Here is a 22,627-nt window from a genome sequence, read left to right on the forward strand (position 1 = left end):
AAAAGTGGTAGAAAGTTTCTACCACTTTTTTATATATATAAATTACTCTTTTTAAACTGTGAATTTTATATTATAATGTGATTGGTTGAACATAAAAGGAGAGTTTAATTTATTATGAACAATAGAAAACAAATATCTAAAATCGCATTACTTCTTATGACATTCTCTGCAATTTTTAATTTCTCAAATATAATAAATAATAGCATACAAATAGGACTTGCTAACATATCCGGATATTTATTCTCAACTATAGTTTATTTTATTCCGATTACATTTATGGTAGCTGAATTTGTATCTATAAATAAAGAAAGTGAATCAGGTATACATAGTTGGATAAAAACGTCTTTGGGAGATAAATGGGCTTTCTTGGGTGCTTGGTCTTACTTTTTTGCAAATTTATTTTATTTTACATCGCTAATTCCAAACACTTTAATATATGCATCATACACTTTTTTTGGAAGAAACCTCTTTGAAGGAAATAGTAAGAGTACTCTTGTTTTAGCTATATCTAGTGTTGTACTTTTCTGGATTGGAACTTATATATCAATAAGAGGAGTAAAAGTTTTATCAAAGGTTACAAACATTGCAGGTGTGGCAAAAATGCTAATGGGAATTTTGTTTATAATATTAGCTTTTGTGTTTGTATTTGCAATGAAAAAACCCCCAGCACAAGAGTTTACGGTTGAAACACTTACTCCAAAATTTGACTGGACATTTTTCATGGTTATGGCATGGATACTCCAATCACTTGGGGGATCTGAAAGCACTGGGGTATATGTTAAGGATACAAAAGGAGGAATAAAGTCCTTTATAAAGACAATAATTACAGCTGTTATTTTAGTTGGGGGAATTTATACATTAGCGTGCGTTGCTATAGGACTTGTAGTTCCGAGAGAAGTTTTAGAAAATAATTATTCAAATGGAATATTTAATGTCTTTTCTATTTTAGGAGGACATTTTGGGATATCAAATATAATAATGAATAGATTCATAGGTCTAATACTTTTGTTATCCAATCTTGGATCACTTGTTATATGGACATCTGTCCCTGTTAAAGCTCTGTTTTCTGAAATACCTGAGGGAGTGTTTGGAACTTGGGTTGCTAAGACTGATGAACTTGGAACTCCATATAATGCATTGAAAGCTCAGGCTATTATAGTTACGATTTTACTACTCATACCGGGGATTGGTATTGGATCACTTGAGAGTTTCCTTGAAACAGTTATAAATATGACGGCTGCGACTTATCTCATCCCTATACTTTTCTTACTTATTGCATATATTGTTTTAAGACTTAAGAAGAATAATATTGATAGAGAGTTTAAGATGGGAAATAGAGGATTTGGAATATTTATGGGAATAATATTATTTTTCATATTAATATTTGTTATATTCATGTCTATATTCCCAGAACCATCTTTAATTATTGATGCTATGAATGGAATTATACCAGATGGGGAAGGAAATCCTATACTTATATGTGCATATAAAGTTTTGGGTCTTTTTATATTTATATGGTTTGCACTTATATGTTGGGGTAGACATTCTAAAAATAAATTTAATAAAGGTAAAAATTAAAAAGCTATGGTGATTTTTTCATAGCTTTATTTGTTTTTAAATTAAAAATAATTTAAAATAGTGTATTAAATTAGGTTAATTAGGAAATGAATAGATTTAAGGACTAGGAGAGAGTTATGAGTAGAAAAATTATACTTAATTTAGCTATGAGCCTTGATGTATATATTGATAAAGAAAATGGAGATTATGTAATATTCATTTTATAGATGGAGATATAGTTGATTAGTATATTATAGAAATTATACTAGTTATACTTTGGAAGGGTAAGAGATTTTTTATTCAGAAAAATTATATTTCTCTCAAATTAAAATTAATTAAGTATTTTGTTGATGGTGGAATTTTGATATTAGAATATGTAAGGTGTTAAATAATTTTTAGAAAGGAAGCTTGTTTAATTGTTAAGAAGAGCAACTATTCAAGATTTGCATAAAATAGAATATGTTTTTGAGGAAGCATTAGAAGAAATGAGACAAAATGGATGTGATGACTTTCAAATTGAATATCTAGGAGAGGATGCTTTTAAATATGGAATAGAAAACGGGTATATTTATTTAAAAGGTATAGGCACGGATATAGGAGGTTTTATATTTATAAGTAGTAACGAAATATTGAATTCATCTCATATAAAATGGAGTAAGAATGTAACAGGTACCTCTTTTCATAGTATAACTATTAATAAAGATTATAAAGATAGAGGAATTGAAGAAGAATTAATATTTCTTGTGGAAGATATATCAAGAAAGTATAGATTAAATTATGTTAGAGGATGTGTATGTGAATTAAATACACATACATTAAATGTAATGGATAAACTTAATTATAGATTTGTTGGATATATTAAGGAAAATATAAAATATCCTTTTCGCTGTTATGAAAAAGTTTTGTAAAACCTGTTGAAATATTTCAATAGGTTTTTTTATATGATAAAATGGTATTAGATAAGGAGGGGTTACATTATGTCTACTATTTATATAACAATACTTCTCATTTTAATTTTATGTTTTATATTTAGGGATATAATATTTAAGGTATTAAAAGGAGAGAAAAGCAATTTTTACAAATCAAAGAATGTAAAAACACAGGAATATAATATACGTGAGGTAGAAGGTAAAAATATATTTATAGATACATTAGATACAGATGTAAAGATATTGGGAGATGAAAATGTACAAAATATTATTATACAAGTTAGTTACCTAGTTGATAAATTTTCTTATGAGATATCACATGATCAAAATAGTATAAAGATAATTAGGAATAATAAAAAGAACTTTAAAGAAATAGGGAACTGTGGACGCATTTTAATAAGAGTACCTATGAATAAAAATTTAAGCAATATTGAACTATTAGTTAACAATGGAGATATTGAAATATATGATATACATTTAAATGTTTTAAATGTTGAGTGCGGAAATGGTGCCTTAAAACTCGATTCGGGCAAAATAAAAAGTGTAAATATTTTAAAATCTAATGGAGATGTTTCTTTATTACATTTATTTAGTGATTTTATAGATCTTGATATTAAAAATGGTAATGGTGATTTTGTTGATGTGTATTCTGAAAAAGTTCATGTAAATGTTTTAAATGGAGATTTTATATATGTAAATGCAGATGAAAATTATAAGATACAGGATTTAAATGTCAACGTAGAGAATGGTAAGAAGAAATTAAATGTAAATCATTAATAAAAATAGTGCGTTTCGCACTATTTTTTTTATATCATATAAATGTCAACATTATTGATGACATTTAGGAAACTTGTTTTAATTGAAATAGTTTAAAATAAATTACTATAATTATTATAAATAATTATGGTATTAGAAGGAGAAGTTGAATGGGAAATATTAAAAATAATGTTCAAAAGTTTGGTAAGTTTTTAAGTGGTATGGTAATGCCAAATATTGGAGCATTTATTGCTTGGGGTATTATAACTGCATTTTTTATTCCATCAGGTTGGATTCCTAACGAAACTCTTGGAAATTTAGTTGACCCAATGCTCAAGTATTTATTGCCTCTTTTAATTGGGTATACTGGTGGACGAGTTGTTGGAGGCGATAGAGGAGGAGTTATTGGAGCAATATCAACGAGTGGAGTTATAGTTGGATCAGATATACCGATGTTTATTGGTGCTATGGTTGTAGGTCCTATTAGTGGATTTGTTATTAAGAAATTTGATAAATATGTAGAAGATAAAATTCCTTCAGGATTTGAGATGCTTGTAAATAATTTTTCCGTAGGGATATTAGGAGTAATACTTGCTATATTATCGTTTCTTTTTATAGGACCTGTTATAACAACTTTGACAGGATTTTTGTCAATTGGAGTTTATACTATAATTAATAAAGGATTACTTCCTTTTGTATCTATATTTGTTGAACCTGCAAAAATTTTATTTTTAAATAATGCTATAAATCATGGTATATTAGGTCCTATAGGTCTTAATCAAGTTCAAGAAACTGGAAAGTCTATATTATTTTTATTAGAATCAAATCCAGGACCAGGTCTTGGAGTTATACTAGCATATTTTATATTTAGTAAAGGTATGGTTAAACAATCGGCAGCTGGTTCAGCTATTATTCATTTATTTGGAGGAATTCATGAGATATACTTTCCTTATATATTAATGAATCCTATGTTAATACTTAGTGTTATACTTGGAGGATTTTCTGGAGTTTTAGTTTTTTCCCTATTTTCAGTAGGTCTTGTTGCTACACCATCACCTGGAAGTATATTTTCAATACTTTTTTTGGCAGCAAAAGGGGATGCCCTAAAAATACTTTTAGGGATAATAGTATCAACTATTGTTTCATTTGTAGTTAGTGGATTTTTTATCAAAAGAACATCTGAGGAAGATTTGAATAAGGCAAAATCAGGAGTAGGAGAATTGAAAAGTAATTTAAATCTACAAGAATATAAAGCAATCGATTTTTCAAATATAAATAAAATTGTGTTTTCTTGTGATGCAGGTATGGGATCTAGTGCTATGGGAGCATCAAAATTTAGAAATAGACTTAAAAAAGAGGGAATTAAGATAGATGTAGAGTATTCTTCTGTAGATAATATACCAAGAGATACGCAGATTGTTGTAACTCATGAAAATCTTAAGGACAGAGTTTTAAATACAAATAAAAATATAAATGTTATAGGAATACAAAATTTTCTTAATGACCCAAATATTGAAAATTTGTTTAAAAATATTTTAGAGAGTGGAACAAAAAATGAAAAATTCGGGAACGATCCTTTAAATAAAGAAAATAACAAAAATCAATATGATATTTTTAATGAAAACAATATTATTTTAAATGCTTCAGTTGATACAAAAGAAGAAGCGATTGAAATTGTTGGAAGACTTTTAGTTAAAAATGGATATGTTAAAGAAGAATATGTAAGTGGAATGCTTAGGCGTGAATCCCTAGTATCAACTTATATTGGTATGGGAGTTGCAATACCACATGGAGAAAATGATGTTAAAAGTAGCATTATAAGAAGTGGTATAGTATTTATGCAAGTTAAAGATGGAGTTTTATTTGGAGATGAAAAGGCTTATTTGATAGTTGGTATTGCTGGGGTTGGAGATGATCATATAAGAATACTTTCAAATCTTGCTGAAATTATTGGTGATGAAGAAAATTTAAAAAGACTTAAGGAAAGCAACAACAAGAAAGAGATATTAGATATAATTTTAAGAGAGTAGTAAATGGGCAAGATAAAGATAACTTTTAGACAAAAACAAATAATATTAATACTTATTGAAAATTTTAAAAAACCTAAAAGAATAAAAGATATATCAGAAGAGTTAAATGTGAGTTCCCGAACTATTATTAGGGAACTCTATGTTATAGATAAATTTTTCGATGAAAGAAATATATTGTTTGTTAAAAAAAGTGGGGTTGGTATATTTTTAGAGGGAGATTATGAAAGAATAAATAAATTAAGGGAAGAGTTGAATTTAGAGAATTCTTTAAGTAAATATTCAAGAAATGATAGAGTAATGTTCATACTTGAAAATATTTTATATTCACAAACTAAGAGTAATTTATTTTTAAATAAATTTAAGATATCTTATTCTACATTTTCAAAAGATTTAGAGTACATAAAAAGCAAGATTTTAATCAAGTTTAATTTAAAACTTATAACTAAAAAAGGGTTAGGCATGTATATAGAAGGAAGCGAAGAGAAGTTAAGAGAGCTCTCTTCTCATTTGTTCCGTGAAAAGTTTTCAGGTAGAAATTTATATTTAATGCTTATAAGTTCTTCTTATAATTTACAGCATGACTTTCTAAAAGTTCCCGATAATCATTTGAAAATTATAAATAATATAGTGGAAGAAACATTTCAACTATTTAATATAAAGTTATTACAAAAAGCCTATACATCCATTATGGTGCATCTTATTATTACCTTTTGCAGAATTAAAGAGTCTTATAACTGTGAATTTTCACGATATAAAATAGAGGAGTTTAAAGATAGTATAGAATTTAATATATCAAAAGTGATGTTAAATAAAATTGGAGAAGAATTTGGACTTTTTGTAGATGATTTTGATATTTGTTATATATCAATGCATCTCAAGGCGAATAATATATGTGGATATTATGGAGAATATGGTTATGATTTTAATTTTGATCGTTTAGACAAGATTAAAATTTCGGGAGATATTGTAGGTAAGGTTCAAAAGATTCTTGGAATATCTCTTATGGATTCAAGCGACCTTATAAAAAATTTAAGTATTCATCTTGGTCCTGCTATAAGCAGGTTATTTATGAATATGAACATTAGAAACTCTTTTTTAGAAATGATAAAAAGTGAGTATAGGGAAATATTTGATGCAACAAAGAAGGCGTGTTCAGTTTTAGAAAATATAATATTTAAGGAAGTCCCTGAGAGTGAAGTTGGATATATAACGATGTATATAGCTGCAGCATATGAAAAGAAGCTTCAATCAAAATTTAAATATAGGATTTTAATATATTCAGAGGGGGAAAGAGGAGTTTCTTATTTTTTAAATAATAGAATAAAAAAAGAGTTTCCAAACATAGTTATTGTAAATACTATTGATTCTTTTGATTTGCTTAAAATTTCATACGATAGAAATATAGATTTTATTATTTCGACAAGTGATATAAAAGATGATATGAATTATGTAAAAGTTGGAGTGAATCTAAGTATAAGCGATATACTTGCTATAAATGATAAGATAAAAAATATATTTAAGTTAAAGTGTAAGGATCTTAAATCATTTGGGAATAAAAATAAATCATTAGATATAGAGGGTATTTCTTATTTGGGAAATATAGTTAGATTTATAGAAGATAATTTTAAGATAGGAGAAATTGAAACATTTGGATCAATTCAAAATATAATTAAGGATTTTACAAATAAAACTCTTTCGTATAATAGAGAGGAAATATTTGATGAAATATTAAAAAAAGAGATGACTTTAAGCTCTTACGTAAAAGATCTTGGTATAATAATTCTTCATACAATAAGCAAATTTTCAAGAGAAATATTCATAGGGAGTTATATATTAAATGAGGAAATATCATTTTGTAATGGAAAATTAAATCTCATTTTTTATTTTATTATACCAGAAGCTATAAATACAAAAGTTTTAAGAGGGGTTATAGGAGAGTTAACTTCAAATTTAGTTAAGGATTATACTTTCATAGATATTTTGAAAAAACGAGATATAATACCTATTAAAGAGTATATAAAAAATATATTATCTATTTATTATGTTGAAGAATTAAAAAGAATTATAGATAAATTTGAAAATGGCGTTATAAAGGAGATGTAGAGTTATGAAAAGAGCAGTGCAGTTTGGTGCAGGAAACATAGGTAGAGGATTTATTGGGTATCTTTTGAGTAAATCTTCTTACAGCGTTTTGTTTGTTGATGTAAACAAAAATGTAATAGATAAGATAAATAGAGAAGAGAGTTATAGGGTTAAGGTTACAGACAATGTAAAAAGTGAAGAATTTGTTAAGAATATACGAGGTATGTATTCTTATGATGAAAATCTTATAGATGAGATTTCAAAGGCAGATATAATAACAACAGCAGTTGGAGTATTAATTTTACCTAAAATAGCTGAACTTATATCAAAAGGTATAGTTAAAAGGATTGAAAATGGAAATAAATCACATCTTAATATAATTGCATGTGAAAATTCTGTGAATGCAACAGATGTTTTAAAGAATGAAGTTTTTAAATACCTCACTGAAACTCATATAAATCAAATAAAAGATTTTATTGGTTTTCCAAATTGTTCTGTTGATAGAATTGTTCCTCCATGTGATGGAGATTCTATAGATGTAAGTGTTGAGGAATTTTTCGAGTGGAATGTTGAAAATGATAAGATAGTAGGAAATTTAAATATAAATGGAATGAATAAAGTATGTAATTTACATTCATATATAGAACGAAAATTATTTACATTAAACACAGCTCATTCAATGATAGCTTATTTAGGATTTAATAAGGGATATGAAACAATATTTGATAGTATAAATGACCCTTATATTTATAAAAATGTTTATAATGCTATGATTGAGAGTGGAGAGGGTCTTATATTAAAACACTCTTTTGATAGAGAAGATCATATGAAATATATAGATAAAATAATTAATAGGTTTAAGAACCCGTATTTGATTGATTCTGTGATTAGGGTTGGAAGAGAACCTATGAGAAAATTATCAAGGGATGATAGATTTATAAAACCTATATTAACATCAAGTAGTTATGGGAAAGAAGTAGACTCATTGTGTTTCGGGGCTTCATATGCTCTTAAATTCATAACAGATAAAGATGAAAATAGTTTAAAAATGAAATCTATTATAGAAGAAAAAGGAATAAGAGATGCTATAGTTTACATTTGTGGAATTGAAGATAAAAATATAATAGATAAGATTGTAAATTATTATAATAATTAAAAAATGGAGTTAATTAATAACTCCATTTTTTTTGCCTTAATAATATGTTTATAGTATTATTATTTTGTTATTGTAATTTTAGGTGAGGAATATATGAAAAAGTTAATTTTAGTAGTAGTATTTATTTCTCTAATTTTGGGCGTAACATCTCTATTTAAATACTCTCTGAGCACTAAAGAGCTAGAAGGAGTTTCACTTAAGAAAGTAGTAGTTATAGATGCAGGACATGGAGGATTTGATACTGGATCTATAGGATATAGTAAGACAAAAGAGAAGGATATAACTCTAAGTATTGCATTAAATCTTGGTGAAAAACTTAATGAGGATGGATTTATTGTTTATTATACAAGAGATAAGGACGTTTCTTTAGGTAAAAATGAACGTGATGATTTGAACGTAAGAATTAAAATGATAAATAGTTTAAAGCCAGATATATTTTTGTCTATACACTTAAATGGAAGTGATTATAAAAGTGCTAAAGGAATTGAAACATACACAAGAGAGTCAGATGATAAAAGTTATTTACTTGGAGAATCTATACAAGATGAATTGTCATCTGTAGAGTATACGACTGATAGAGGGGTAAAAACAACAAAGGATAGGAAACTTGCGATTTTAGATAGAACAAAACATGTAGGAATATTACTTGAGCTTGGATTTATAACTAATAAAAGTGATGAAGAATATTTAGTTTCAAAAAGTGGACAAAATACTGTGATTGAGTGTATATTATCAGGGATTTCTACTTATTTTAATAAAATTTTATAATGAGGTTATGTTATGAAAAAGATGGACTTTTTAAATAGTGATTTAAAGAAAATATTTATTAGCTATTTAATACCTGGTATTCTTTCTTCTTTAGCGGTTTCTCTTTATATATTTGTTGATACTATGTTTGTTGGTATAGGTGTAGGTAGAGATGGACTTACAGCTCTTAATGTAACAGTACCCATTTTTACATTATTTACATCATTATACCTATGTATAGGTATAGGTGGTGCGAATATATTTTCTTTAGATAAAGCAAGTGGAGGGAAAAACTGTAATAAGATATTTAGTATTTCAGTCTTGTTTACAACGTGTATTGGAATTTTAATATCGATTCTTGGGATTTTATTTATTGATCCAATAGGTATGTTTTTGGGAGCAACACAGGATATAATACATTTATTTAGGGATTATTTTGGAATACTTGTAGGATTTACTTGGGCATTTTTAATATCAGGGGTAATTGGATGTTTTATAAGAAATGATGGCGCACCAAAACTTGTTATGGTTGCAACGATTGTTGCGAATATTACAAATGTAATTTTAGATTATATATTTATTTTCGAGTTTAATATGGGAATTAGGGGAGCTGTAATAGCAACTGTAATTTCTCCAATTGTAAATATACTTATATTAAGCACTCATTTTTTAAAAAAGAACAACACTTTAAAATTTTGTATATTGAGGTTTGATCATAAATTATTAGGTAAAATTTTAAATAATGGATTTGGAACTTTTCTTCTTGAAATAAGTAGAGGAGTTAGTATATTTATATTTAATAACATTCTTGTAAGGCTAGGTGGTAATATATATGTTGCAGCATATGGAATAATATTAAATGTGTCATATGTTATAATCTGTATATTCTCTGGGATAGCGCAAAGTACACAACCTATAGTTAGTATGAATTATGGACATGGATTGATTGAAAGGGCTAAAAAGGTGTTTAGGTATGGATTTGTGACCTCTGTTTTTATAGGAATAGTATCTTTTTTAATTTCACTTATATTTTCTGAAAATATCTCATCATTATTTATAAATAATGATTTTGAATTATTATCGATAACAACTCAAGGAATGAAGATTTATTTTATAGGATGTATATTTATGGCATTTAATATTGTAACTATTTACTTTTTTCAATCTATACATGAGTCACAGAAATCTATATTGATTTCGTTATGTTCTGGAGTATTTTTTATAATACTTGGATTTTTGATTCTAATCCCAATGTTTAAAATTAATGGAGTTTGGTTTGTATATCCATTTTCAGAATTTTTAGGGTGTTTGGTATGTTTATTAATTCTAAAAAAGAGTAAAATTCAAAATAAAAAGGAGCTCATTCAATAGATATGAGCCCTTTTTTATTATACTAAATTTTTAAAAAATTTTAATATTATTAACTAATTGTGGAAAAATATTGTATAAACTATTAAATTAAAGTTATAAACTGTTATTATGAATATATATTCATTTACAAACATATATCTTATATTATATTATTAATATGATAAGTTACAAAATTTAGGAAAATGAAAGAGGAATAATAGCTTTATGATTATCGCGAATATTAAAGAAGTAGCAGAAATTTTAAGAGTCTTGTCTAATGAAAATAGACTTAATATAGTGTGTTATCTTTTAGAAAGACCAATGACAGTAAGTGAACTTCATAGTAAACTAAATCATGTAACCCAATCAGCATTATCTCAGCATTTATCAACGCTTAAGGCGCATAAAATATTGATTTCTAACAAATCAGGACTTGCGATTACATACTCGATAAATGATCAAAATTTGGGTAAATTAATACAGGTATTAAAAGAAAATTATGGATATTAATATTCATTATTGTTAAGTTACAGATTATAGATAGAGGTAAAATATTTATGATATATAGAAGTTTTGGAAGTTTATTTATAGTTAATAATATTTAAGGCATGTAGATTATTTTTTAAAATATACATGCCTTATTTTTTATAATAAATTTAAGTATGAGTGATTATGAATAAAATAAATAATGGAGACCTTTTGAGGGGTCTCCTATTTTTTTAGTCATTCCAGAAATTTGATTTAAAACATTGACCATTTTGGCAAGGTTCATTTTGTGGGTTAGTATTACAAACATTTTGTATATATCCATAACTTTGATTTGGATAACCATCTTGAAGTTCTTGAATATTATTACAACATCTATTATTATTTTGAGGATTATATTCAGTATTTTGATTAAATGGTGTAAAGTTGTTACAAGGATACTCAACTGTATATTCACAACTACTACATTGAGTATTAGTACAATCGTAAGAATCTGAATGGTTTTGATTATAGCAGCATGAATTTGTTGATTGATTATATAAATCTGGAACATAAGTTGTAGCTTCCATTAGTGTTTGATATGGTGTAGTTGCAACTATTTTATATTTTTTACAACCAGAAGTCCTGTTTAAAAATAGGTTAAATTCATACATTCCTCTGCAATTTGAAGTTGTGCAAGCTATGCGTTTGTATTCACAACTGCAACTACTTTTCTCGAATAGTTGAAGTGATGCATAAGGTATAGATGATCCAGTGGATGAGTTTAAAACTTCTCCTTTTATGATTAATTTTTTGTATTGACATATTGGAACATTAACCCTAATATTACAACTATTTTGTGCAGTTCCTGGAGTTACATTTACATTAACAGAACCTGAAATTGTATTTTGATTGCAACAATTATACATTTTAAATCCTCCGTGTATATAAAAATTTTTATCAAACTCTCATGTGAAAGTTTTGAATTGTTTTTATAAAATATAGTATTCATTTTTATATATTTGTGTTAATTAAATATAAGAAAATATTAAATATTTTTTTAAAAGATGTTAGAATCATTAAAATTAAAGAGAAAGTCTAATGACTTTCTCTTTAATCTATAAATGAATTGTATGAAGAGTCTGAACTCATTTTAAAATCTCCTCTTGGAGAGAGTGATATTTCAGTTATTTTTGGACCATCAGGCATAGCTGAGCGTTTAAATTGATTTTGGAAAAATCTTTTTATGAAAATATTAAGGGAATTTTTTATTACATCATAAGGATATGTGGATTTAAATGCGTGTAAAGCTAGAAACTCTATTTTTTTAAACGATGCATTGTTTTTTAAAAATTGATATAGGAAAAAGTCGTGTAACTCATATGGTCCTATGATATTTTCTGTTTTTTGAATAATTTTATCGTATTTATCTGTAGGAAGAAGCTCTGGAGATATCGGAGTATTTATTATATCTATAAGTATGTTTTTGGTACTTTCAGATACGTTATAATTTTCATAATAGTGTTTAAGTAAATGTTTTATTAATGTTTTTGGAATGGAGGAGTTTATGTTATACATACTCATATGATCTCCGTTATAAGTAGAAAATCCTAGAGCTATTTCAGATAAATCACCTGTACCTAAAAGTATTGCTCCTTCTTTATTTGATAAATCCATAAGTATTTGTGTGCGTTCCCTTGCTTGAGAATTTTCATATGTAACATCAAAAATATTTTCATCATGATTGATATCCTTAAAATGCTGTCTAACTGAATTTGTTATATCTATAGATTTAAGTGTTACATTTAATTCTTTGCATAGGCTTATTGCATTATTTTTGGTTTTATTTGATGTTCCAAATCCAGGCATTGTTACAGCAATTATATTTTTAGTATCTATGTGCATAAGATTAAAGGCATTATATGATGAAATGAGTGCAAGTGTTGAGTCCAAACCCCCACTTATACCAAGAATAATTTTAGAACTATTTACATGGGATAGTCTTTTCTCAAGAGAGCATTTCTGCATAATAAATATTTCCTCAAACAATTCCTTGTTTTTTTCTTGATTTTCGTATATAAAGGGATTTAAGTTTATTTTCCTATCAAATTTTCCATATGAAATATCATCAAATGGTATATTGATTATTTTAATATCTTGGTTATGGTATTTAAATGAATCTCTAAATGTTATGTTATTAACACGAGATGTATTTAAATATTCTATATCGATTATCCCTGAGCATACAGTATTTTCAAATAAGAATCTATCACTTTCTTTAATAAGATCACCATTTTCGTATATAGCATTGTAAGATGAGAAAACGAGATCTGTTGTTGATTCAGATGGACTTGAGTTTGCGTATAAGTATGCTGCGTTTATTTTTGAACTATGATATTTAATGAGGTTTTTTCTGTATTCGTGTTTGAAATTTGTTTCGTTTGATGCAGATAAATTACATATTATGTTTGCTCCATTTATTGATAGGTAGGAGCTTTTTGGTATTGGTGCCCAAAGATCTTCACAAATTTCTATTCCTATTTTGATATCTTTGTAACAAAACAAAATATCTGTTCCAAAGTATGTTTTATCTCCCATGAATGAAACTTCGGTACATTTTATAAATCCTTCTGTAAAATATCTTTTTTCATAAAATTCTTGGTAATTTGGGAGATATGTTTTTGGAACGATACCTAGAAGTATTCCTTTATGAATTATAAATGCTGAGTTAAAAAGAGAGTTATTATGCTCAAAAATACACCCAACGATAATTAAAATATCTTTATCTTGAGAAAAATTTAAAATTTCTTTGATACCTTCATAACTTTTTTCAAGGGTAGTTCTTTTTAAGAACATATCAAAACAGGAGTATGATGTTACTGAGAGTTCTGGAAATAAGATGAGTTTTGATTTGTCACGTAATGCTTCATTTATGCACTTTTTGATATTCGATACATTGTGAGAAATATCACATACCTTTGTATTTATACTTGATGTACTAACTCGTATAAAATTCATTTAATTCACTCCTTGAAATTAAAATATATAGTTTTTATACTAAAACTATATGGTGATAAATTTTATTTAGATTGGAGGGATTTATTTGGATTTATTAGAAGAATTTGATATTTTTAGTGTTAAAGATACGTTTAGAGAAATTATAATAAAAGAAAGTCATCATGAATATTTTAAAAGATTGATGAATGATTTAAAAGATGAATATAAAAATAATACTATTTTCCCTAAAAAGCTTGATGTGTTTAATGCTTTTAAATATAGGGATATTAATGATATAAAGTGCGTTATAATTGGACAAGATCCTTATTATAAGAAAAACGAAGCACATGGATTATCTTTCTCTATTTGTGATAAAGATTTAAAAATACCGAGTTCTTTAAGAAATATTTTTAAGGAACTTAAAGATGATTTGGGAATAAATGCTCCATGTCATGGGAATTTAAGTTCATGGTGTGAAGAGGGAGTACTTCTTATAAATTCTATATTAACTGTGCGTGAGGGATTTCCTAATTCTCATAAGGATATTGGGTGGGATATATTTACAAATAATATTATAAAAAAATTATCTGAATTTAGGAGTAATTTAGTTTTTATATTATGGGGTAATTTTGCAATAAAAAAGGAAATTTTAATAAATCATAAGAAACATTTAATAATAAAGTCATCTCATCCGAGTGGACTTTCAGCTCATAGGGGATTTTTTAAATCTAAGCCATTTTCAAGAACTAATAGTTATTTGAAAGAACATTCACTCGGTGAGATTGAATGGAAAATAAATTAAGTATGGGATTATAAAAACACTCTTGATGAAATAATATAAAAAAATATTGGGAGATATGATTTTAAGTGGAAGATTTATATTTAGAAGTTAATTTATCTAACATAGATAAAAATATTGGTATAATTAGAAATATTTTGGGGAATAAAAAACTCATAGCAGTTGTTAAAGGGGATGCATATGGACTTGGTATACATAAAATATGTGATTTTATTAAGGCAAAAGTAGATTTATTTGGTGTTTCAGATCTTTGTGAAGGTATAATACTTTATAATATGGGGATTGAAAATGAAATTTTAATATTAACTCCAATTATCAAAGAGGAATATTTCAAACACCCGCTTATAGAGAAATTTACTATAACTATAGATAATAAGGAAATTTTAAATTTTATACCTGAATATATTAATATAAATGCTCATGTATATGTGTGTACTGGAATGAATAGAAAAGGTATAAAAATTGAAGAATTACATGAATTTATAAAATACATAGAAAATAATTATAATAATATAAATATAACAGGGATATATACTCATTTGCATAATACAAAAGATGAAAATTATACATTAAAACAAATAGAAATGTTTGAGAATGTTGTATCTAAGTATAAAGGTAAATATTTGATACATGCTTTAAATTCAAAGGGATTTATAAATAAAAATATTAGGAATAGAGCAAATTTTTGCGATGGAGTAAGGGTTGGGAATTTGTTATATGGATATGATGGTGCATGTTTAGGAATATCTAAGAGCTTTGATTATTACTCAAAAGTTATATCATCTTATATGGTTAAAAAAGGAGAATTTATTGGATATGGGAATAAGGTTAAATTAAAAAAAGATACAAATATTTGTATACTTGGGATTGGTAATATACATCATATAGGATTTTATAGAGATTTTAGAAAAAATTTTATATATGATTTTTTGAGATTTATATATAGATATTTTATTAAGCCATGCGAAATATATAAGGGGGATAAGAAGGTCAAAATGCTTGGAACGAGCAATATGAATTTAACGCTTGTTGATGGAGAGGGACTTGAGGTGGGTGATTATCTAAGAGTGTGCATATCTCCTATACTTGGAGATAGTTCTATACATAAAAAATATATAAATAAGGAGTGAATGTTTTGTCTACATATTTGTTTAATAATAAAAGGGATCGAGAAACCAATAAATTGATGGGAGTAGTTATATTTTTAATTTTATCTTTAGTATTTACAATAGTGATTTCGTTATCTATATTTTTAGTTTATTTTGATGATTATATGAGCATACAAAAGCAATATTCTATACTTGAAGAAAAACTTCAAAAGATAAGTGTTGAGAATTATGAGAAGAACAGTTATTATAATCGTTTGAATGATGAACTTAATCAAGCTAAGAATGAAGTGAGTAAACTTACGTTAGAGAAAGATATATCTGATAAGAATATTAAGTTGGTTGAATATTTTATAAATGCTGTTAATTCTGGTAATTCAAAAGATATAAATAGATTTTTGGACGCTAGTAAAAATAATTCTTTTACTATACCTAAAAATTATGTATTTCCACAGGATATGGAAGCTGGAAGATTTGTGTTGAATGATGATTTAAAAAGTGGTAGTGTTACATATTTTTATACAGAAGCTGGTAAGCGTACGGATAAATATGTGTTTAATATGATTTTGAAAAATAATGTCTGGTATATAGAAAATTTTAATTTAATTGAGTATGCTCTTGAAAAGGAAGCTTTGGAATATTGATAAATCGCCATTAGGACTTTTATAATGGCGTTTTTTTGTTATAATTTTTTAAAGGAGGTAATGTTATGAGGAAGTTTTTTAAATATGAAGCTCTAGGAAATGATTACATAGTCATTGATCCAAAAAATTTTGATATTACGATGAATTCAGAAAATATAGTTAAAATTTGTCATAGAAATTTTGGATGTGGATCTGATGGAATATTGTATGGTCCAATTTTTAAGGAAGATAAGATATTTTTGAAAATATTTAATCCTGACGGCAGCGAAGCTGAGAAAAGTGGAAACGGGATAAGAATATTTTCAAAATATTTAAAAGATGAGGGATATATAAAAGATGAAAGTTTTAAACTTCAAACAAAAGGGGGAGAGGTTTTAATTAAATATTTAAATAATGATGGGAGCGTTATAAAAGTATCTATGGGTAAAGTATCTTTCAATTCAAGAGATATTGGAGTTAATGGGGATGAAAGAGAAGTTATAGAGGAGTATATACATGTGATCGATAGAAAATTTAATATAACTTCTTTAAGTATTGGTAATCCACATACAGTTTGTATATTTGATAAGCTAGATGATGAAAGCATACATAAATATGGGAAATATATTGAAAACCATGAAATGTTTATAAATAGAACTAATGTTCAATTTGTGGAAGTAATTGATAGAAATACTATTAAAATAAAAATACATGAAAGAGGTGCGGGGTATACACTAGCGTCTGGCTCAAGTAGTTGTGCTGCTGCAAGTGTTTGTTATAAATTATCTTTAGTGGATTCAGATATTTTAGTTAAGTGTGATGGAGGAGATATCAGAGTTCAGATTGATGATGATGGAGAAGTGTTTATGACAGGGGAAGTTTCTAGAGTTTATGACGGTGTTCTTAGGATGAATTTATAATGGAGTTTGATTTTTGTGGGAAAACTGTTTTAGTTACGGGGTATTTCAGTGATATAGGGTATAGTATATGCGATATGTATCTTAAGAATAATGCAAAGGTAATATCAACATATAATAAAACTTATGAAGAGAATAGGGTTAATAGTGGTATAGAATTATTTTATTTAGATTTGGAAAATTTAGAGAGTATATATAAATTTATAAATAATCTTAAGGATAGAGGTATATTCAAGATAGATATACTTGTTAATAACATAGGGGTTTGTGATATAAATCCACTAATATTTCAAAATGATCATAAAATTATATCTATAATGAATGTGAATTTGACTAATACTATAATTTTAACAAAACATATTTTAAAAGATTTTATGATTGAGAACGGGAGAGTAATAAATATATCATCAATTTGGGGTAGAGTTGGAGCATCTTGCGAGATTGCATATTCATCATCAAAAGGCGGCATTAATTTATTTACAAAATCATTATCACAAGAGATGAAATCAAGAGATATAAAGGTTATAGGTATATCACCTGGGTTTATTAAAACAAAAATGAACAAGAATTTATCAGAAGAAGATATTAAAGTTATTATAGATGAAATTCCTCTTAGATTACTTGGTGAAGTTTATCATATAGTTGATGGAGTTAAGTTTTTTTCGAGCGATTATTCAAACTTAAGTGGAGAAATTATAAATATAGATGGAGGATGGATTTTATAGGGGTGTTTTATTTTGTATATTAAAATGTTAAAATAATTTTAACATTTTAATACTTTATTATTAGGAGGATTTTTAATGAGTGCATTTGCGTTAAAATCGATAGCATTTGTTTTAATGGTTCTTGATCATATTTTTTATTACATAAAAGACACACCGATAATATTTACATATTTAGGGCGTATTGTTGCACCCATATATTTTTATCTTTTAGTTGAGAGTTTTTTTCATACAAGAAATAGAAAGAAATTTACCATACGTTTGTTTAGTTTTGCGTTTATAGTCATGTTTGTTATAAATTTTATGTTTAAGCAACCAATGAACATATTTTTATCTATGGCATTGGGAGTTTGTATGTTAAATTTAATTGAGTTTATTAAAAATAATAAAGGGAATATATGGAAAATATTGATTTCATGTATTGGCATAATTCTTATAATATGTATATCTTTATATACGGAAGCGACTTATTTGGGAATTGGTATGATGCTTATATTTTATTTCTTTAGAGATAAGAAATTTTGGATGATACTTTCCTACATTGTACTCTCGTTAATTGATATACCATTTTTAATAGGCATACCTAATTTTATCAAATACATTTTTTTAATAAATTATCAATGGATGATGGTATTTGCAATTATACCTATTATGTTATATAACGGCAAACCAGGTCTTAGAAATAATTTTTTCAAGTATTTTTTCTACATAGCATACCCTGTTCATTTAATAATTATTTTGATAATTGGAAATACAATTAATCCTTATTTAGAGTATTTTTAATTTAAATAAAACATCTTATATGATACAATTTATATAACGATTAAGAGAGTAAATATATTTGGGAAAGGTTTTGTTTGATCATGAAGCATAGGTATAGAATTAATATGCAAAATATAGACAATTTAGATGATTTACAGATAGATATAGCACCTTTTACTATTTTTACTGGTGATAATAACAGTGGTAAAAGTACTGTTATGAATATATTGTATGGTGTGGGTGCGTTATCTAAAGATATAATAAAAAATGGTGACACGAATTCAAAAGAATATTCTGTGTGTATGGATTACATAAGAGATTTAAAGGAAAATAGAGAAGGATGTATAGATAGAGAAATAGGAAATATTTTTTGTGATTTTTTTAATGTATCTTTGGTAAAAAATAAGGAAGAGTTTTTCAATAAGATATTTAATGTAAGTATTGAAAATAATTATAAGAGATTTGAAGACTCTAATATTTTTTTATCTGATTATAGAATCTTTCCAAAGGTTTATATATCTGTTGACGATTTTTGTGATGAGATTATAATTGAAGGGGATTATGTAAGAATACCTTCTAATTTTTTTGAAGATGAAGATTATATACTAAAGCTTATATGTAACAAAGTAATTGAGGATGGATTTAGCGATACGAATTCATCTAATTCTATTTTTATACCTTCAGGAAGAAGTACTTTTTTATGTTATCCTAGTATATTTAAAACCATAAAGTATCAAAATCTAAGTACGGATGATTTTATAAATCGTGTTGAGAATCTTGAGTGTGTAGAAGATGGTGTATACTCAAGTATATGTAACTTTATAGAGAGAGATATAGTTAAAGGTGTTTTTACCAATGATTCATATAAGTGTAGTTTAAACGGAATAGAAATACCAATTAGTATGGCATCTGACTCCATAAGAGAAATTGCATCTATTGTGTTATTTTTAAAATCAAAAGATAGGATCACTTCATTTTTTATAGAGGAAATTGAAAGTCATATTGATCTAAGGTTACAGAGGAGTATTGTAAGTGCTATTGTTAGAATAATAAATGCAGGTACAAAGATATTCATGTCAACTAATAGTCATGTTATATTAGATCAAATATGTAATTTTATATTGCTCAATAATTTAAATAGAAATAAGATTGAGGGATTTGGATATATAATAAATGATGTTTTAAATTCAAATGATGTAAGTATATATGAGTTTAACTATGGAGAGGACAATAGAGTTTTTGTAAATAAAATTAATGTGGATTATAATGGATTCAGGATAGATATGAGAGAAGAGGTTCTTGAAGACATATCAAAAGAGAATTTACAACTTAAGTTTGAGATGTTTGATAATAATGGAAGATAAGGCTATCTTTTTAGATAGCCTTATTTTTTTAACTTTTAATATTAAATATTAAATAATAGAAAAAATAATTAATATATGGTAAAATTTATTAACAATAATGATAGAATTGTGGAGATAAATTTTATGGGAAAGTATAATTTGAAATTGTTTAATAGTGATACGAAAGGTTGTAACAATGAGGGGAAGATTGAAAATGTTGTATTATTGCACCCTTTAGTTCAGATTAAAGAGAATAATATTTATATTTCATATAAAGAACATGATTTAAAAATGTGTGGACTTACACATATAGATAGGATTGAAATATATAAGGGTTCTTATTTTATTTGTAGCAGAGATAATGTTTCAAATTATCACATAAAATTTCCGTATTTTTCTTCTGATGGTATTTATGAAATAAGGACTATATTTTCAAATAAGGATAACACAATTAAGAAATATTGTATTAGTTCTTTTGAGTTTTTTGGATTTAAAAGAGAAGCAAAGTGTAGTAATTTAAATATAAATCTAACTCATCAAGGGAAAAATTTAAATATAACTTTTTCTAAAAAAATTGGATATATTGATTTATCAAATATAATCCTGCCAGATATAAAATTACTAGATTCAAGTGGTAAAGAAATTGAAAAGCTTGTATCTAAATTACATATAAAGGGAAATGAAATTGAGGTTTTATTTTTAGATGTATTTAATGATAATAAAACAAATAAGCTCCTTCCGAATGAGGTTTATACTTTTAAAATAAGTAGTATTTTAGGAGAATTGTGTTCCTCCTTTTCTTTTGAATATGAAAGTTTAGACGTGAAATTATTTAGTGTAGTTGATAAGGTATATGTTGAGGAGTTATCCCATAGAGAAGATGGTTTATCTATTATTAAGTTGTTTATTAAACTTAACAACTTGATAAATGTGGATAGTTACGAGTATATGATATGTAATGTATGGAACAAATTTTTGTATCTCAAATCATCAGATGGAGAAAAAAATGATACTTTAGTATTTGAATGTATAATTAAAGAAGATAAGGGATGCTTTGAGTTTAACCTTTTTAATGGAAGTAAGTTAAATAATATAATATTTGATTATGATTTTTCTTGCGAGGAAAATTATCGCATAGATGAGAGGAAATATGGAGATTTAAATTATATTAAAAAAGATAAAAATAAATATGATTTTATATTTAAAAGTGAATGTAAGCATTTAGAAGAAGGAATTAAATATTTTAAATTTCAAAATCTAGAAGGAGAGCCATTAAATATTTATATAGAAGGAATTAAGTTAAGTGGGGGTGAATTTTTATTTAAAGATATTAATCTTTCAAATAAATTTAGTGAAATTTATGGTTTAGATATAGGGAAATCGAGAATGCAATTATTTGGTATATCTAATTCTATAGGGATTAAGTTTGTAAATTTTGGTTATGAATGTAGTTTTGATAATACAAAGATAATTCTAAATGCAATTAATGATAATTTCATCCATGGTAAGGCGTTATTTAAAAATGGGCGGGAAGAGAGATTTGATATACAAGATAGAAATAGTGAGATTAGAGTTTACAACAAATTAGATAATCAGATTATATATCTTAAATGTTACGATAAGAATAATAGGGTATATTATTCAACGCTTAGCCTTTATAATGATGAGATGGAAGCGTATATAAATAACTCGATTATCGAGAGGGTTTATCTAGGTGTATCAAATGAACTATTTATTATAAGTAAAAGTTTATTTAATGATTTTGAGGGTAATTTTGAAGCTATGATCATATCTAAAAATGGAGATGTTATAAATTCTATAAAAGTAAATGGTGATGAAAACTTCAAGATGTGTTTTAGAAATATTGATTTGGAGGAAAGTGATTTATACTATCTAAAGGTAAAAGGAAATGAGAGATTTAAAACTTATTCCATATTTATAAGATCTTTAATATCTAAGGGTAACATTTATATAAGGGATTTAAATAATGAAGAGATAAATCTTTTGTCACTTAATTTTAAAAAGGATTTTGTATTAAATATAAGTTTGTTTATTGTGATTTATGGAAAGAGATATATGATTATGGAAGGTGAGTGTAATTTTAATACTCATGTATTTAAAGAGAATATTTTTAATAAGTTTATGTTTAATGGTAATGAGTATATATTTTCATATAAAATGGGAGATAAATTACATGATATACAATTTACATATATAGGAGATGGTAGAGAGGAATATATTTATGACCTTAATTATTAAAAATAAATAGAGGGGGATGTAATAATC

19 protein-coding genes are annotated in these 22,627 nt (G+C 26.1%); 17 read left to right on the plus strand and 2 right to left on the minus strand.

The features are described 5' to 3' along the window. The first annotated feature begins 111 nt into the window (after nt 1–111). The 9 genes from RATSFB_RS00825 (at nt 112) to RATSFB_RS00865 (ending at nt 11,117) form a co-directional block, all read left to right on the plus strand. Nucleotides 112–1,578 (plus strand): amino acid permease, encoded by a 1,467-nt coding sequence (locus RATSFB_RS00825; RefSeq protein ID WP_044035465.1) that lies wholly within the window; start codon nt 112–114, stop codon nt 1,576–1,578. Between the two features lie 395 nt (nt 1,579–1,973). After that, a complete protein-coding gene (locus RATSFB_RS00830; RefSeq protein WP_014094173.1) occupies nt 1,974–2,465 on the plus strand; it encodes an acetyltransferase in 492 nt (163 codons plus the stop codon). A 69-nt stretch (nt 2,466–2,534) separates the two neighbouring features. Continuing rightward, nucleotides 2,535–3,263, plus strand: a complete 729-nt coding sequence (locus tag RATSFB_RS00835) for a DUF4097 family beta strand repeat-containing protein (protein WP_014094174.1) — start codon at nt 2,535–2,537, stop codon at nt 3,261–3,263. A 149-nt stretch (nt 3,264–3,412) separates the two neighbouring features. Next, nucleotides 3,413–5,272: a PTS mannitol transporter subunit IICBA gene (locus RATSFB_RS00840; protein ID WP_014094175.1), complete on the plus strand. Its 1,860-nt coding sequence runs from the start codon at nt 3,413–3,415 to the stop codon at nt 5,270–5,272. A 3-nt stretch (nt 5,273–5,275) separates the two neighbouring features. Next, nucleotides 5,276–7,375: a BglG family transcription antiterminator gene (locus RATSFB_RS00845; protein ID WP_014094176.1), complete on the plus strand. Its 2,100-nt coding sequence runs from the start codon at nt 5,276–5,278 to the stop codon at nt 7,373–7,375. Nucleotides 7,376–7,379: 4 nt separating this feature from the next. Then, nucleotides 7,380–8,510 carry a mannitol-1-phosphate 5-dehydrogenase gene (locus RATSFB_RS00850; protein ID WP_014094177.1) on the plus strand — a complete coding sequence of 377 codons (1,131 nt, stop codon included), beginning with the start codon at nt 7,380–7,382 and terminating at the stop codon, nt 8,508–8,510. 93 nt (nt 8,511–8,603) lie between these two features. Next, entirely contained in the window at nt 8,604–9,278 is a 675-nt protein-coding gene (locus RATSFB_RS00855) for an N-acetylmuramoyl-L-alanine amidase family protein (RefSeq protein ID WP_014094178.1), read from the plus strand. A gap of 12 nt (nt 9,279–9,290) precedes the next feature. After that, the gene (locus RATSFB_RS00860; protein ID WP_014094179.1) at nt 9,291–10,628 is read left to right on the plus strand and encodes an MATE family efflux transporter; all 1,338 of its coding nucleotides are present in this window, start codon (nt 9,291–9,293) and stop codon (nt 10,626–10,628) included. Between the two features lie 204 nt (nt 10,629–10,832). Next, entirely contained in the window at nt 10,833–11,117 is a 285-nt protein-coding gene (locus RATSFB_RS00865) for an ArsR/SmtB family transcription factor (RefSeq protein WP_014094180.1), read from the plus strand. Between the two features lie 209 nt (nt 11,118–11,326). Here the strand turns inward: RATSFB_RS00865 and RATSFB_RS00870 are convergent, their stop codons facing one another. Beyond that, nucleotides 11,327–12,001 (minus strand): hypothetical protein, encoded by a 675-nt coding sequence (locus RATSFB_RS00870; protein WP_014094181.1) that lies wholly within the window; start codon nt 11,999–12,001, stop codon nt 11,327–11,329. 184 nt (nt 12,002–12,185) lie between these two features. Next, a complete protein-coding gene (locus RATSFB_RS00875) occupies nt 12,186–14,090 on the minus strand; it encodes an NAD(+) synthase (protein WP_014094182.1) in 1,905 nt (634 codons plus the stop codon). Nucleotides 14,091–14,175: 85 nt separating this feature from the next. Between RATSFB_RS00875 and RATSFB_RS00880 the strand changes: the two genes are divergently transcribed. From RATSFB_RS00880 to RATSFB_RS00915, 8 genes are all read left to right on the plus strand, one after another. Continuing rightward, on the plus strand, nt 14,176–14,871 hold the full coding sequence (locus RATSFB_RS00880) for a uracil-DNA glycosylase (protein WP_014094183.1): 696 nt from the start codon (nt 14,176–14,178) through the stop codon (nt 14,869–14,871). Between the two features lie 65 nt (nt 14,872–14,936). Further along, entirely contained in the window at nt 14,937–15,998 is a 1,062-nt protein-coding gene (locus RATSFB_RS00885; RefSeq protein ID WP_014094184.1) for an alanine racemase, read from the plus strand. Nucleotides 15,999–16,003: 5 nt separating this feature from the next. Next, nucleotides 16,004–16,618 carry a hypothetical protein gene (locus tag RATSFB_RS00890; protein ID WP_044035466.1) on the plus strand — a complete coding sequence of 205 codons (615 nt, stop codon included), beginning with the start codon at nt 16,004–16,006 and terminating at the stop codon, nt 16,616–16,618. A gap of 65 nt (nt 16,619–16,683) precedes the next feature. After that, entirely contained in the window at nt 16,684–17,517 is an 834-nt protein-coding gene (gene dapF / locus RATSFB_RS00895) for a diaminopimelate epimerase (RefSeq protein ID WP_014094186.1), read from the plus strand. Further along, the gene (locus tag RATSFB_RS00900) at nt 17,517–18,239 is read left to right on the plus strand and encodes an SDR family NAD(P)-dependent oxidoreductase (RefSeq protein WP_014094187.1); all 723 of its coding nucleotides are present in this window, start codon (nt 17,517–17,519) and stop codon (nt 18,237–18,239) included. The genes dapF and RATSFB_RS00900 overlap by 1 nt, the downstream gene beginning before the upstream one ends. 75 nt (nt 18,240–18,314) lie before the next feature. Next, nucleotides 18,315–19,019, plus strand: a complete 705-nt coding sequence (locus tag RATSFB_RS00905; protein ID WP_014094188.1) for a TraX family protein — start codon at nt 18,315–18,317, stop codon at nt 19,017–19,019. An 80-nt stretch (nt 19,020–19,099) separates the two neighbouring features. Beyond that, a complete protein-coding gene (locus tag RATSFB_RS00910) occupies nt 19,100–20,362 on the plus strand; it encodes an AAA family ATPase (protein WP_044035468.1) in 1,263 nt (420 codons plus the stop codon). 123 nt (nt 20,363–20,485) lie between these two features. Then, on the plus strand, nt 20,486–22,600 hold the full coding sequence (locus RATSFB_RS00915) for a hypothetical protein (RefSeq protein ID WP_014094190.1): 2,115 nt from the start codon (nt 20,486–20,488) through the stop codon (nt 22,598–22,600). Nucleotides 22,601–22,627: the final 27 nt, after the last annotated feature.

It is taken from the genome of Candidatus Arthromitus sp. SFB-rat-Yit (genome assembly GCF_000283555.1).
In the GTDB taxonomy this organism is placed as follows: Bacteria; Bacillota; Clostridia; order Clostridiales; family Clostridiaceae; genus Dwaynesavagella.